The sequence below is a fragment of the Oceaniglobus sp. K40-3 genome (genome assembly GCF_055808395.1).
On record NZ_CM147868.1, the window covers coordinates 3239638 to 3253237 of the forward strand.

General features: G+C 61.6%; 13 protein-coding genes. 6 read left to right on the top strand and 7 right to left on the bottom strand.

Annotated features, from left to right (window positions below):
* Window positions 1-69: 69 nt before the first annotated feature.
* On the top strand, window positions 70-2622 hold the full coding sequence (gene pepN, locus AC0L7P_RS16835) for an aminopeptidase N (RefSeq protein ID WP_473433754.1): 2553 nt from the start codon (window positions 70-72) through the stop codon (window positions 2620-2622).
* Between the two features lie 113 nt (window positions 2623-2735).
* On the opposite strand, the gene AC0L7P_RS16840 is transcribed toward pepN, so the two are convergent.
* Both AC0L7P_RS16840 and AC0L7P_RS16845 read right to left on the bottom strand, forming a co-directional pair.
* Window positions 2736-3428, bottom strand: a complete 693-nt coding sequence (locus AC0L7P_RS16840) for a lytic transglycosylase domain-containing protein (RefSeq protein WP_473433755.1) — start codon at window positions 3426-3428, stop codon at window positions 2736-2738.
* 98 nt (window positions 3429-3526) lie between these two features.
* The gene (locus AC0L7P_RS16845) at window positions 3527-4105 is read right to left on the bottom strand and encodes a lytic transglycosylase domain-containing protein (protein WP_473433756.1); all 579 of its coding nucleotides are present in this window, start codon (window positions 4103-4105) and stop codon (window positions 3527-3529) included.
* 169 nt (window positions 4106-4274) lie between these two features.
* On the opposite strand from AC0L7P_RS16845, the gene gatB reads away from it, so the two are divergent.
* From gatB to AC0L7P_RS16860, 3 genes are all read left to right on the top strand, one after another.
* Window positions 4275-5786, top strand: coding sequence for an Asp-tRNA(Asn)/Glu-tRNA(Gln) amidotransferase subunit GatB (gene gatB, locus AC0L7P_RS16850; RefSeq protein ID WP_473433757.1), 1512 nt, complete (start codon window positions 4275-4277; stop codon window positions 5784-5786).
* A 153-nt stretch (window positions 5787-5939) separates the two neighbouring features.
* On the top strand, window positions 5940-7808 hold the full coding sequence (locus tag AC0L7P_RS16855) for a hypothetical protein (protein ID WP_473433758.1): 1869 nt from the start codon (window positions 5940-5942) through the stop codon (window positions 7806-7808).
* 91 nt (window positions 7809-7899) lie between these two features.
* Complete coding sequence (locus AC0L7P_RS16860; RefSeq protein WP_473433759.1) at window positions 7900-8430, top strand: DUF4177 domain-containing protein; 531 nt, start codon at window positions 7900-7902, stop codon at window positions 8428-8430.
* Here AC0L7P_RS16860 and AC0L7P_RS16865 read toward each other — a convergent pair.
* Entirely contained in the window at window positions 8400-8657 is a 258-nt protein-coding gene (locus tag AC0L7P_RS16865; protein WP_473433760.1) for a BolA family protein, read from the bottom strand. The two genes, AC0L7P_RS16860 and AC0L7P_RS16865, sit on opposite strands and share 31 nt — an antisense overlap.
* Window positions 8658-8730: 73 nt before the next feature.
* Here AC0L7P_RS16865 and AC0L7P_RS16870 point away from each other — a divergent pair, with 73 nt between their 5' ends.
* Entirely contained in the window at window positions 8731-9360 is a 630-nt protein-coding gene (locus tag AC0L7P_RS16870; protein ID WP_473433761.1) for a DnaJ domain-containing protein, read from the top strand.
* Between the two features lie 180 nt (window positions 9361-9540).
* Here AC0L7P_RS16870 and AC0L7P_RS16875 read toward each other — a convergent pair whose 3' ends face one another.
* The 3 genes from AC0L7P_RS16875 to AC0L7P_RS16885 form a co-directional block, all read right to left on the bottom strand.
* Entirely contained in the window at window positions 9541-10092 is a 552-nt protein-coding gene (locus AC0L7P_RS16875) for a fasciclin domain-containing protein (protein WP_473435493.1), read from the bottom strand.
* A 183-nt stretch (window positions 10093-10275) separates the two neighbouring features.
* Window positions 10276-10980 (bottom strand): anti-sigma factor, encoded by a 705-nt coding sequence (locus AC0L7P_RS16880; protein WP_473433762.1) that lies wholly within the window; start codon window positions 10978-10980, stop codon window positions 10276-10278.
* Window positions 10981-10988: 8 nt separating this feature from the next.
* Entirely contained in the window at window positions 10989-11531 is a 543-nt protein-coding gene (locus AC0L7P_RS16885; RefSeq protein WP_473433763.1) for a sigma-70 family RNA polymerase sigma factor, read from the bottom strand.
* Window positions 11532-11695: 164 nt separating this feature from the next.
* Between AC0L7P_RS16885 and cobS the strand changes: the two genes are divergently transcribed.
* Window positions 11696-12682: a cobaltochelatase subunit CobS gene (gene cobS, locus AC0L7P_RS16890; RefSeq protein WP_473433764.1), complete on the top strand. Its 987-nt coding sequence runs from the start codon at window positions 11696-11698 to the stop codon at window positions 12680-12682.
* 68 nt (window positions 12683-12750) lie between these two features.
* Here cobS and AC0L7P_RS16895 read toward each other — a convergent pair whose 3' ends face one another.
* Window positions 12751-13530, bottom strand: a complete 780-nt coding sequence (locus AC0L7P_RS16895) for a PRC-barrel domain-containing protein (RefSeq protein WP_473433765.1) — start codon at window positions 13528-13530, stop codon at window positions 12751-12753.
* Between the last annotated feature and the right edge of the window lie 70 nt (window positions 13531-13600).

Sequence of the window (13600 nt, forward strand, 5' to 3'; positions counted from 1 at the left end):
GCCCGGCATTCAACAGCCTAACGTGTGAACCAGCAGAAAGTTCATTGCAGCTTCCCCGAAAGGCCCCCCATGAAAGACGCCGCACCCCAGGCCGTGTACCTGTCCGACTATCGCCCGTTCAGCCATTTGATCGACAATGTCTCGCTTGTTTTTCGCCTCTCGCCCGATGCGACGCGGGTGCAAACCCGCATCCGGTTTCGCCCCAACCCTGCCGCCGATAACAGCCGGACCTTGCGACTGGACGGGGAAAACCTGCGCCTGATTTCGGCCCGCATCGACGGCACGTCCGTCAGCCCCGATGTTGGCGATTCCTGTCTGACCTGCGCCGTCCCCGAAGGCCCATTCCTTTGGGAATGCGAGGTTGAAATCGCCCCCGCCAGCAACACCGCGCTTGAGGGGCTGTATATGAGCAACGGCATGTATTGCACCCAATGCGAGGCCGAAGGGTTTCGCAAGATCACCTATTACCCCGACCGCCCCGATGTGATGGCCCCCTTCGATGTGCGTATCGAAGGCGATCAGCCGGTTCTGCTGTCCAACGGCAACCCGGGCGAGCGCGGCGACGGCTGGGCCGAATGGCATGATCCATGGCCGAAACCCGCCTATCTGTTCGCGCTGGTCGCCGGTGATCTGATGGCCCGTTCCGGGGCCTTCACCACCATGAACGGCGATGATGTGGCGCTGAATATCTGGGTGCGCCCGGGCGATGAAAGCAAATGCGACTACGCCCTGGACGCCCTGATCCGCAGCATGAAATGGGACGAAGAGATTTACGACCGCGCCTATGATCTGTCGGTGTTCAACATCGTCGCGGTGGATGATTTCAACATGGGCGCGATGGAGAACAAGGGGCTGAACATCTTCAACTCCAAATACGTTCTGGCCAGCCCCGAAACCGCAACCGACCGGGATTATGAACTGATCGAGGGCATCATCGCCCACGAATATTTCCACAACTGGACCGGCAACCGGATCACCTGCCGCGACTGGTTTCAGCTTTGCCTGAAAGAGGGGCTGACCGTGTTCCGCGATCAGCAATTCTCGGGCGACATGCGCTCGGCCCCCGTAAAGCGGATCGAAAGCGTGCTGCAACTGCGCGCGCGGCAATTCCGCGAGGATAACGGACCCCTCGCCCATCCGGTGCGCCCCGAAAGCTATATCGAGATCAACAACTTCTATACCGCCACCGTTTACGAAAAAGGCGCCGAGCTGATCGGGATGTTGAAACGCTTGGTCGGGGATGAAGGGTATTACCGCGCGCTGGATCTTTATTTTCAGCGCCACGACGGACAGGCCTGCACCATCGAGGATTGGTTGCAGGTGTTCGCGGATGCCACCGGCCAGGATCTGAGCCAGTTCAAACGTTGGTATCAACAACCCGGCACACCCCGCCTGCGGGTCGAGGAAAGCTTTGCCGACAACCGGCTGACCGTGACATTGCGCCAGACGACGCCCCCCTCTGCGGGCCAGAGCGACAAGCAACCCCAGGTCATTCCCATCGCCTTTGGCCTGCTGCACCCCGATGGCCATGAAATGACCGGCACCGAAATGCTGGTGATGGATCAGGCCGAAACCACGCTGACGTTCGATTCCGAAGGCGTGCGCCCGATCCTGTCGATCCTGCGCGGTTTTTCCGCGCCGGTCATTGTTGAACGCAGCCTGAGCGCCGAGCAGCGCGCCTTTCTGCTGGCCCATGATACCGACCCCTTCAACAAATGGGAGGCAGGGCGCGCCCTGGCCAAGGATGTTCTGATCTCGATGATCACCGATGGCGCGGCGCCGGGGCCGGATTACCTGTCGGCGCTGGCGCAGGTGTTGCGCGATGAAACCCTTGATCCGGCGTTTCGTGCCCTTACGCTGGCGCTGCCATCGGACGACGATCTGGCGCAAAGCCTGTTTGACGGCGGCGTCACCCCCGACCCCGACGCGATCTATGCGGCCCGTCAGAAACTGGGCGATGCCATCGCCCATGCCCACCGCGACGCTTTTGGCGACCTTTATGAATCCATGGCGATTCCCGGCCCCTATACGCCCGATGCCCGGGCGGCAGGGGCGCGGGCGCTGCGGCTGTCGGCGCTGGGGTTTCTCACCCGGGTGGATGGCGGCAAACGGGCCGCGCGCCAGTTCGCGCAGGCCGATAACATGACCGAACAACTGGGCGCACTTTCGGCACTTTTGGCCAATGGGCTAGGCGGCGAGGAAGTGTCGGCGTTTTACCGTCAGTGGCATAAGGACCGGCTGGTCATGGACAAATGGTTCATGTTGCAGGCGATGCAGGCCAGCCCGGCCAAGGCGGCAGAGGTCACGGATGCGCTTGGCCGTCACGCCGATTTCGACTGGAAGAACCCCAACCGATTCCGTTCGCTTATTGGTGGATTGGCGGGCAATCACGCGGGGCTGCACCACGCCAGCGGTGCCGGCTATGATCTGATCGCCGGTTGGCTGATCCGGCTGGACGCGCTGAACCCGCAAACCACCGCGCGGATGACCACGGTATTTGAAACCTGGCGCCGCTATGACGCCGACCGTCAGGCCCTGATGCGTGGCGCCCTTGAGCGAATCGCCGCCACGCCCGGCCTGTCACGCGATTGCACGGAAATGGTAAGCCGTATTCTGGGCTGATCGTGAAAACCGCAATACTGACCCCCTGCGCCCGACCGGCATTGGCCGGGTCGCGGCACAGGGCGGAGCCTCCGGCGGGAGTATTTTGATCAGTAAAAAGACAGGGCGCCCGATCAGAGATCGTTTTGGGCGACTTCGCGCGCCCGGGGGCGAATGTTTGGTGTCGGTGTCCTGACGCCAAGTGCCCCGGGGCGCGGTTTCGGACGCGGGCTGGTGGCCCGTTGGCAGTAATCCTGCGTGCGCAGCCAGTTGGCCATTTCCTGTCGTTTTCGGGCTGACCGCATCGGTCCCCAATCGGCGGCGACCCCGCTCCAGCGGGGTTCACGGCGAAAGATCACGCCGTCCCGGGGAACGGTGACCGCCATGATGCGAATCGCACAGGCGAGATTGGCCGCTCCGGTCAGCAGGGCATTGCCCGACCGCGCCCGGCAGCCATATCCCCGCGCGGTCGACGGCAGGATCTGCAACAATCCGTACCATTGCCCGCCGCCACCGACAGCGCGCGGTTTCCAGGTGCTTTCGTATTTGGCCAGCGCCGACAAAAACCCCACCCAGAACGCCCGGCGCACCGGCGCCGGGGCAGTGCGATAGCCCGGGCACCACGTCGCGATGTCATGGGGTACGGTGTTTACCAAAGGCGCGCCGTGGGTCTTGAGCGCGCTCAGCGCGGCCCGGGTCCAGGCCGTGCCTTCGCTGCGATGATCCCAGCGGGTATCGGGAATGACCTCGGGCGCGAAGGCCGGGCGTGGCTTTGGCCGCTGGCTGTGATCTGGGGTCGCGAACGCAGCCCCAGCGAGGCACAGCATCAACAGGGCAGCGGACCGGGCGATTCGGCGCAGGTATGAAAGGGTGCGGCAGCACATCGCGCCAAGTTGCCAATTGTGCGCCGCCCGGGCAAGGCTGTTTATGCAGGGGCTTTGCAATAGGGCTGCTGGCTGGTCCAGGCTTTCATGTCGGCGCGTTTGCCGCTGCTGTGAAAGGGCCCCCAATCCAGCATCCCGCGGCTGACGGTGCCGCGTTTGGTGACCTGAACGGTCGCGATCTTGACCCCGCAGCGCAGGTTGCTGACCCCATCCTTGAGGGCATCGCCCGTTTGCGCCGCGCAATTATAGGCACGCGCCGTGCGCGGATCAATCTGCACCAGTCCGAACCAGCGCCCGCCACCGCCAACCGCGTTGGGGTTCCAGGTGCTTTCGTGTTTGGCCAGCGCGCTGAACAAACCGGCCCAGAACGCAGCCCGTTGATTTGTGTCGGCGGTGGAATATCCGGGGCAATAGGCCGCGATGTCGGCGGGCACCAGGCTGGGCAATCCGGTTGTGTTGCTTTCCAGCGCGGTCAGCGTTGCCGCAGTCCAGAGGGGCGCTTCGGGACGATGATCCCAGCGCATGGCGGGGAGTGTTGTGGATTCGTCGGTGGTGTCCGTCGTGGCGCAGGCGCTGACAGACAGCGCCAGCCCGCAAACGAGTGCGATGGTACGTATCATGAGACTCAACTTGGCAGCACCGGGCGATTCTGCCCCGGCGAGGCTGGCATAGCGCAAAAACACAGACCTGCCATCGCCCCGCCCGCCACTCGGCGGATTCCCGCGCCCCTTGCGTGGCGTGGCGCCCTGACCTAGAACCGCGAACGTCACTCAGCCAAACAGGTTTGCCATGCTTGATCTCACCTTCGACACCCCGAAACCCCGCGTCATTTCGGGTGCGAAACACGACTGGGAACTGGTGATCGGGCTTGAGGTTCATGCCCAGGTGTCCAGCAAGGCCAAGCTGTTCTCGGGGGCGTCAACCCAATTCGGGGCCGAACCCAACAGCAACGTCGCCTTTGTGGATGCCGGGATGCCCGGGATGCTGCCGGTGATCAACGAGGGTTGTGTCGCGCTGGCGGTGAAAACCGGGCTGGGCCTGAAGGCCGAGATTCATCTGAAATCGGCCTTTGACCGCAAGAATTATTTTTACCCGGACCTGCCGCAGGGCTACCAGATTTCCCAGCTTTATCATCCGATTGTGGGTGAGGGCGAAGTGATCGTCGATATGGCGCCGGGCATTGCGCGCCGGGTACGGATCGAGCGGATTCACCTTGAGCAGGACGCGGGCAAGTCGATTCACGACATGGACCCGAACATGTCGTTCGTCGACCTGAACCGGACCGGCGTGGCGTTGATGGAGATCGTGTCGCGCCCCGACATTCGCGGCCCGGAAGAGGCGGCGGCCTATGTGGTGAAACTGCGCCAGATCCTGCGCTATCTTGGCACCTGCGATGGCAACATGCAAAACGGCAACCTGCGGGCCGATGTGAACGTGTCGATCTGCCGCCCCGGGCAATATGAGAAGTATCAGGAAACGCAGGATTTTTCCCATCTCGGAACGCGCTGCGAGATCAAGAACATGAACTCCATGCGGTTCATCCAGCAGGCCATCGAAGTCGAGGCGCGGCGTCAGATTGCGATTGTCGAGGATGGCGGCAAGGTGGTGCAGGAAACCCGGCTGTACGACCCGGACAAGGGCGAAACCCGGTCCATGCGCAGCAAGGAAGAAGCGCACGATTACAGGTACTTCCCCTGCCCTGACCTGCTCCCGCTTGAAATTGAGCAGGGGTTTGTCGATGACATCGCCGCCACCCTGCCCGAACTGCCCGATGCGAAAAAGGCGCGGTTTGTTGGTGACTTTGGAATGACGGAATATGACGCGTCGGTTTTGACGGCGGATGTGGAAAATGCCGTTTACTTTGAAGAGGTCGCCAAGGGGCGCGATGGCAAGCTGGCCGCGAACTGGGTGATCAATGAATTGTTCGGTCGTCTGAAAAAGGACGACCTGAGCATCACCGAAAGCCCGGTTTCCCCCGATCAGTTGGGCGGCATCATCGCGCTGATTTCCAAGGGCGACATCAGCGGCAAGATCGCCAAGGATCTGTTTGAGATCGTCTATACCACCGGCGGAAACCCTGCTGAAATCGTTGAAGAAAAAGGTATGAAACAGGTCACGGACACTGGCGCCATCGAGGCCGCGGTGGACAAGATCATCGCGGAAAATCCGGCGCAGGTGGAAAAGGCCAAGATCAACCCGAAGCTGGCCGGATGGTTCGTCGGGCAGGTGATGAAGGCGACAGGTGGCAAGGCAAACCCCGCCGCCGTGAACCAGATCGTCAGCGCCAAACTGGGCCTGTAACCGCCCTGCACCGCCGGTGCGCCGAACGTGCGCAGGCCCAGCATATGATCTTGCGCCGCTTGACGAACCCGATTTGCGCCCGTCACATGCCCATGGGCGGTGAAGGGCGCAGATGAGAAAACTGGAAAAAGTCATCACGCTGGGTGGAAACCTGTGCATCGGGGGGCGGCGCTGGCGCTTGCATTGCCCGCCGGGGCGAGTGTGGCGGCGGGCGCGGTGACGGGTCTGCTGGCCTTTGGTGCGGCGTTGCGGGAGGACTGCGCGAAACGCGCCCTGGCAAAAGCGCGTGACAGGTTGCTGAGTGATCTCGCGCGGGAATATCCCGACGATGTGATTGCGGCGGCCGAGGCTGTGCTGGAGGGGGTGAACCCTTTGCAGGTCGTATCGCTCGACCATCTGGTGGGCACGTGGGAGGCAGACGGATTTTCCGAACATTGCGCCGATGTGTTGATCGATGGGTTGGCGATTGGCGTTGATGAGACGGCTCTGCGCGGCTTGGTGCGCCACATTCTGGTCGAAACCCTCACCGCCTGTCACAGCAGCGAGACGTTTCGCGGTGGGCTGACCCTGGCGCTTGTCGAGAAAACCGCCCGGGACGTGAACCTGATCCTGCCGACGCTGGGGCGGATCGAGGCGGAGTTGGCTGAAACCAAGGCGATGGTTCAACAGATCTTGGCACAGGGCGGCGTGGCGGGGGTGGTGGAGCAGGCCGATCACCTGCCCTTGGCCGCGTTGCAGGAACTGGCCGCGCGGTTTGGTCTCGAAGAGGCTCTGTCGCGCGAAAAATTGCTGTCGTTTCTGGGTGACAAGGCCGTGGAATATGACCTGCTAAAGGCCGAGGTCGAGGCGATTGACGAACGGGTTGCGGGGCTGGGCAACCTCAAGGCCGCCGCGCGAGATGCGATGGAGCGGGTCGATCTGGAAGAGGTCGAGGTGCTGTTGTCGCGGGTGCAGACGGTGGAGTTGGACATCGCTGCGGAAACCGCTGAACTGCGCGCCGGCAACGCCCTGCTGCGCGGCCGGGTGGATCAGGCGTTTGGGCTGTATGCGGCAGCGGCGGACAGTTTTGCAGGCGTGGACACATTGGAGCGGGTGCGACGGCGGGACAGATACTCATACATGGTCCATCAGCATGGCCTGCGCTTTGATGAGCGCGGTCTGTTGCGCGCTACCGACATGCTGCGCGCAATCGTCACCGACAGGTTGCGCGCAGAAGATCCTACCCTTTGGGGCATGGTTCAAAACAACCTTGCCATCACACTGCGAGATCAAGCCAGCCGCACCCACGGCCCCGCTGGCACCACTCTGCTGGCCGAAGCTGTGGACTGCTATCATAGCGCGCTGGAGGTGCGCACCCGCGCCGAGCACCCAGTCGAATGGGCAACAACGCAAAGCAATCTTGCCATCGCGCTGACGGATCAAGCTAACCGCACCGATGGCCCCGGTGGCATTGCCGTGCTGGTCAAGGCCGTCAACTCCTTTCGCAATTCGCTACAGGTACGCACCAGCGCCGAGCTTTGGGCGACAACGCAACACAACCTCGCCATCGCGCTGGTGAGTCAGGCAAACCGCGCCCAAGGCCCCGGTGGCATCGCTCTACTGGCCGAGGCTGTGGACTGTTATCGTAATGCGCTGCGGGTACGCACCCGCGCCGAACATCCTGTGTATTGGGCGGCATCGCAAAACGACCTCGCCAACACGCTGAAAGATCAGGCCAAACGCATCAACGGGTCTGGCAGCATCGCTCTGCTGGTCGAAGCTATAGCTCGCTATCACTATGCGTTGGGTGTGCGCACCCGCGCCGAACATCCGGTGGATTGGGCGATGACGCAGGAGAATTTGGCGATTGCCCACGGGACGTTTTCAAAAATCGACACGACCAATGCACGCGAACATCTGGAAGCGGCATTGCGTCATGCCGATCTGGCGCTTGAGATTTTCGCCCCCGAACATTTCTCATATCATCACATCAAAGCCAGCAATTTGCGCGACACAATCCTCTCTGACCTCGCCGCGCTCTGATGGCGCGGTTTGGCCGAGGTGTTCAGGTGGGCTTTCCCCCGGCTGTCGGCTTTGATAAAAGCGCGATCTGGAACGGGTGCTGGAGAGTGCAATGATGAATTTCGAATATGTGGTGGTGCCGGCGCCGAAGAAGGCGCCCAAGGTCAAGGGGGCCAAAACCAGCGAGGCGCGGTTTGCCCATACGCTGACCGAGGTGATGAATGCCTATGGCGCCGAAGGGTGGGAATATCTGCGGTGTGACACGCTCCCTTGTGAGGAACGCAGCGGGCTGACGGGGACGAAAACCGTGTATCAGAACATGCTGGTGTTTCGTCGCGCCATCGAGGCCCGTGATGCGGTGGGCCACGCCATGGCCGAGGCCGACCATGTGGAAACGCCCGAGCAACTGGCCGCCGAGCTTGCGCCCCAGCCTGCGCCGTCGTTCAGCCACAAACCGGCAGAGCCTGCCGCTGCCCCCCGCCTGGGCGCAGCGGCACGCGATGGCGCCACCGGCCCGGCACCCAAACTTGGCCCGGCGGCGGAGGGGGCACAAGGGTGCATCCCTTTCCGCGTTCAGGGGCGGATCGGTTCGAGGGGCGCGGCGAGTAACGATCAGGTGCGAATGTCAAGTGCCAGCGCGTGAATGCGGCCAATCAGATCGGCACCGATGGCGGCATGCACCGCCCGGTGCCGGGCAAGGCGCGACAGGGGAACAAGGGCGGATGCGGTGATTGTGACGCGAAAATGGCTCTCGCCGCCGTCCTGATACCCGGCATGGCCACGATGGGCCTCACTTTCGTCGATCACCTGCAACGTGCTTGGCTGGAACGCCTGTTGCAGCCGCGCATGGATTTCGTCACTTACCGCCATTTTTGTGCAATCTCCCCTTCACTCTCAGACCCAAATCTCTAAACTCCTAGGCCCGAGTCGGAAAGGTGCGATGATGGCGAAAAATGACCCCTTCGGTTTCGATATGCGCGTAACCGCAGCCAAGAAAAAGAATCCCCGTGGCAAGCGGGGCATGTCCGGCGCGTTCGAAACCTCGACCCGGGTATGCGAACACCCCGGATGCGAAGAGGGTGGCCAGTATCGTGCGCCGAAATCGCCCGATCATCTGGATGAATACCTGTGGTTCTGTAAGGATCACGTGCGCGAATACAATCTGAAATGGAATTTCTTTAACGGCACCACCGAAGAGGAAATGGACGCCCAGCTTGAGAGTGACCGGGTCTGGAACCGCGAAACCAAGCCGTTCAAGAAATCCGAGGAACAGCGCGCCTGGTCGCGCCTCGGGGTGGATGATCCGCATCAGGTGCTGGGGGAAAACGCCACGCGCAATCCGGGCCGGTCCATCACCGGAACCCGCCGTCTGCCGCCTACGGAGCGGCGCGCGCTGGATATCCTCGAGGCCAAGGATCATTGGACAAAACCCGAAATCCGCAAGGCGTACAAGGCACTTATCAAGGTGCTGCACCCGGATATGAACGGCGGCGACCGGGGACATGAGGAACAATTGCAAGAGGTCGTCTGGGCCTGGGACCAGATCAAGGACAGCCGCAGCTTCACCGGCTGAACCACGTCGCGCTTAACGGGATGGTAATGTCCTTGGGTCATCTGTTGGCATGACACCGGATGACCCCGAGGCGCCCTGTTGAACACGATTGCCAACTTCCTGCGCGGCCTCTGGCGCCGCTTTGCAACGCAAAAGGCGCGCGACATGTGCCGCGCGCCTCGAAATCAAATGTGGCGGTGCTTACTGCTTGGGCAACATCACACGGTCGATCACATGGATCACACCGTTGGATTGGTCCACATCGGCGATGGTCACGTTGGCCGTGCGGCCGTTTTCATCGGTCAGCGTGATCTTGTCCCCCTCATAGCGGGCCATCAAAGTGCAGCCGCCGAGCGTCGGGACGGGATGCGCACCGCCATCATCATCAATCATACCCTTGATCGCCATCGACATCGCATCGGCGGCCACCACGTGGCAGGTCAGGATCTTGGTCAGTTGCGCCTTGTTTTCAGGCTTCATCAGCGCATCCAGCGATTCTTTCTTGATCATCCCAAACGCTTTGTCAGTGGGGGCAAAAACGGTGAACGGCCCCTCACCCTGAAGCGTGTCGACCAGACCCGCCGCTTTCACCGCCGCAACAAGCGTTTTGTGAATCGGCGAATTTACAGCGTTTTCGATGATATTACGGGTTGGCAGCATCTCGGCACCGCCGACCATCGGGTTGTCGGCCAAGGCGCCGGTCGCAATGGTGGACAAGGCGAGGGTCGCGGCAGCAAATGTCTTGCGGATCATGTTGATCTCCGTGTTTTGTGTCATCCGGGTCTGTCCCGGTCACACGAACCCACGACAGCGCAAAGGCAAGAGTTTCAGGCGAGGACCAGTTTATTTTCCCGAACGTGGGAAACCCCACCTCAGCAAGCAAAATACCCCTGCCGACAGAGGCGGCAGGGGTATTCGTTGCAAAACTTTAACAACTTAGATGTCGCTCAGCGCCCCGGCTCCAAGAACGGCACCGCTTGGCCCAGCATTGGGCGAACCACCCGGCGGCTCTTCGCTGACGGCAAGGGTCGCGCCGGGCATATCGACACGCAGGGGTTCGGGAACATGCAGCACCGCTTGGGTCGCGTCGGGCAACACGCCCAGCGACACCGGCCCGGGGCTGCCATCGGCAATCACCCACAGCTCCAGAACCCGACCTTCGGGCGCCTGTCCGGCGGTGCGTTCGACATGCAATTCGCCGGTTTCGTCACTATAGCTGACATTGAGCAACAGCGCGCCCTCCTGCCCCGCGATGCTGGCCGCGAAATCGGGCGTAAAGGCGGCGGGCGGGCGGATATTGGGAAGTTGCGTCATCACAACCACCCCCAGCGCAATGGCAAACCCTGCGCCCCCCAGCAGCCCGAACAGCGGAAAACCACCGCGGCGCGCGGGCTTTTGGGCCGCGACGGGTGCAGTTTCGGCCACAATGGCCCGCTCCAACGCCGCGCGCAGGCCCTTGGGGGGCGGGACATCGGCAATTTCATCGGCCATGGGCGCCAATCGGTCACTCCACCAAGCGAGCCGTTGCCGCAGGGCGCCATCGACCTCAAGCCGCTGCTCCACCGCTGTGCGCTCCTCGGATGACAGAAGATGCAGGGCGTATTCCGCCACTGTCACTTCATCATCTTTGTCCGGGTCCATCTCTTGGGTCATCGGCTCAGGCACTCTTTCAGGTTTTGCAGACTGCGGCGCAGCCAGGTTCGCATTGTATTGAGCGGCACACCGTAACGGTCGGCCAGCTCCTGATAGGTCAGCCCTTCGAGATAGGCGCCTTTAACGGCCCCTGCCCGTTCGGGTTTCAACTCCTCAAGGCACCCCTGCACCTGCGCGCGCTCGGACGAGGCCACGGCCGCAGCCTCGGGCGTGGGGCCGTGATCGGGCAATTCCTCGGCCAGATCCAGCGATTCGCCTCGTCCCTTGCGGGCGCGCAGCCGATCAATGGCGCCATTGCGCGCCACGGTGATCAGCCAGGTCATGGGGGAAAATCCGTTCGCCTTGTAGCGATCCGCGTTGCGCCAGATCTTGAGAAAGATCTCTTGCAGCACATCCTCGGCTTCTGCCCTGTCATTAAGTACACGCAGGCAGATACCAAAAAGTTTCGCACTGGTCGCATCATAGAGCGAAAGAAACGCCGCCCTGTCACCTTTGGCCATGGCCAGGATCATTTGTTCAACGTCTTGCGCGGTTCTCATGGTCACTCCTGGTTGTCAGGGCTGTTAAATCAAACGCAGGGGCGTATGACCAGTTCCTTACTGCTTTCCCGGCGCCTTCCCCTTGCGCGTGGGATAGATATGTTGCACCACCTCGGGGTTGGCTGGCGCCCCGTATCCGGCGCCGCGCGGAAAGGACGAACACCATGGCAGACGGCACCATCGACATTCAGGCAAAACCGACCGAGGATATTTCGCTGAGCGACACCTTCGGCATCGACAGTGAAATGCATGTCAAAGGCTTTGCCGAACGGTCCGACCGCGTGCCGGAACTCGATTCGACCTATAAATTCGACCCCGACACCACGCTGGCAATTCTGGCCGGTTTTGCCCACAATCGGCGGGTGATGATCCAAGGGTATCACGGCACCGGCAAATCCACCCATATCGAACAGGTGGCCGCGCGGCTGAACTGGCCCTGTGTGCGGGTGAACCTGGACAGTCACATCAGCCGGATCGACCTGATCGGCAAGGATGCGATCAAATTGCGCGACGGCGTGCAGGTCACCGAATTTCAGGAAGGTATCCTGCCCTGGGCCCTGCGCAACCCGACCGCCATCGTGTTTGACGAATACGATGCGGGCCGCGCCGATGTCATGTTTGTGATTCAGCGGGTTTTGGAGGTGGACGGCAAACTGACGCTGCTGGACCAGAACGAAGTGATCACGCCGCACCCCTATTTCCGCCTGTTCGCCACCTCCAACACCGTGGGGTTGGGCGATACGACCGGCCTTTATCACGGCACCCAGCAAATCAACCAGGGTCAGATGGACCGCTGGTCGCTGGTCGCCACCCTGAATTATCTGCGCCACGATGCCGAAGCTGCCATCGTGCTGAGCAAATCGCCAACCTATAACACCGAAAAAGGTCGCAAGATCATCGGCCAGATGGTAACGGTGGCCGAACTGACCCGCACGGCATTCATGAACGGCGATCTGTCCACTGTCATGTCGCCGCGCACCGTGATCGCCTGGGCGCAAAACGCCAGCATTTTCCGCGACGTGGGCTATGCGTTCCGCCTGACGTTCCTGAACAAATGCGATGAGTTGGAGCGTGAAACGGTGGCCGAATTCTATCAGCGCTGTTTCGATGAGGAATTGCCCGAAAGCGCGGCAAGCATCTCGCTCGGATGAGATGCCAGTCAACTTGACATGAAAAGGCCGCGCCAAACCAGCGCGGCCTTTTCAGTTGATGCAGAGGATCAGTTTCCGGTGGCAGGGGCCGTGGCACCGGCGGCGGGCATGGGCTCCTTGGCGCGGTCAGCCTGATCTTGGGCGGCCTTCGTGACAAACGCCTCTGCCGCTTCCAGATCGGCTTGGGTCGCGCTCGTCAGCAGACGGATGTTCCCGTTCTCATCGGTGGTGGTCGACAGGCTATCCATGGCGATGGCCACGTCCTTTTCGCCGATGCCCAGGAAACCGCCGACGCCGATCACGACGCCATCAATCTTGCCATCAAGATTGACGATCATGTTGTCGATCTCACCGATCGATTCACCGTCGGAAGAATACACATTGCTGCCAATCAGGTCGTTTGCCATGATCGTGTTTTCGCTCTGCAAAATGATCTGGCCCTCGACAGGCTTGACCATCTCTTCCGTGGGCGGCGTGTCTACGGCGGCCTCTGCCTCGGCCGCAGCCTTTTCGGCGGTTTCACCGGTCTTTTCGGCGGCGCCTTCAACGGCATCGCCCATCTTGTCGACCGCCTTCTCGGTTTCAACGGCGGCGTTGTCCGCAGCGTTCTCGGCCTTGTCCGCAGCCGTTTCCATGGCATCGCCAGTCTTGTCAGCGGCCTTTTCCATTGCTCCGCCAGCCTTGTCCGCCGCGCCCTTCATGGTTTCCGTTGCGGATTCGGTGTTGGTGGTGACCTCCGCCTTGGTTGTGGTATCAACTGTTGCGGTTTGCGCCATCACGGCGGCGGGTGCACCGGCCAGTGCTGCGACCAGGGCCAGGCGGCTTGCGGTGTGAAAGATGTTGGTCATGGGGCTCTCCAATATAATGCGGCGTTTTGGCGCACACGATCCCAATCATGTGTCTTGACATCCAATCAAC

What these genes read in the sequence shown, in the direction of transcription:
- pepN (WP_473433754.1), top strand. Translation starts at nt 70, where the DNA reads ATGAAAGACGCCGCACCCCAGGCCGTGTACCTGTCCGACTATCGCCCG.
- AC0L7P_RS16840 (WP_473433755.1), bottom strand. Translation starts at nt 3,428, where the DNA reads ATGCTGTGCCTCGCTGGGGCTGCGTTCGCGACCCCAGATCACAGCCAG.
- AC0L7P_RS16845 (WP_473433756.1), bottom strand. Translation starts at nt 4,105, where the DNA reads ATGATACGTACCATCGCACTCGTTTGCGGGCTGGCGCTGTCTGTCAGC.
- gatB (WP_473433757.1), top strand. Translation starts at nt 4,275, where the DNA reads ATGCTTGATCTCACCTTCGACACCCCGAAACCCCGCGTCATTTCGGGT.
- AC0L7P_RS16860 (WP_473433759.1), top strand. Translation starts at nt 7,900, where the DNA reads ATGATGAATTTCGAATATGTGGTGGTGCCGGCGCCGAAGAAGGCGCCC.
- AC0L7P_RS16865 (WP_473433760.1), bottom strand. Translation starts at nt 8,657, where the DNA reads ATGGCGGTAAGTGACGAAATCCATGCGCGGCTGCAACAGGCGTTCCAG.
- AC0L7P_RS16870 (WP_473433761.1), top strand. Translation starts at nt 8,731, where the DNA reads ATGGCGAAAAATGACCCCTTCGGTTTCGATATGCGCGTAACCGCAGCC.
- AC0L7P_RS16875 (WP_473435493.1), bottom strand. Translation starts at nt 10,092, where the DNA reads ATGATCCGCAAGACATTTGCTGCCGCGACCCTCGCCTTGTCCACCATT.
- AC0L7P_RS16880 (WP_473433762.1), bottom strand. Translation starts at nt 10,980, where the DNA reads ATGGACCCGGACAAAGATGATGAAGTGACAGTGGCGGAATACGCCCTG.
- AC0L7P_RS16885 (WP_473433763.1), bottom strand. Translation starts at nt 11,531, where the DNA reads ATGAGAACCGCGCAAGACGTTGAACAAATGATCCTGGCCATGGCCAAA.
- cobS (WP_473433764.1), top strand. Translation starts at nt 11,696, where the DNA reads ATGGCAGACGGCACCATCGACATTCAGGCAAAACCGACCGAGGATATT.
- AC0L7P_RS16895 (WP_473433765.1), bottom strand. Translation starts at nt 13,530, where the DNA reads ATGACCAACATCTTTCACACCGCAAGCCGCCTGGCCCTGGTCGCAGCA.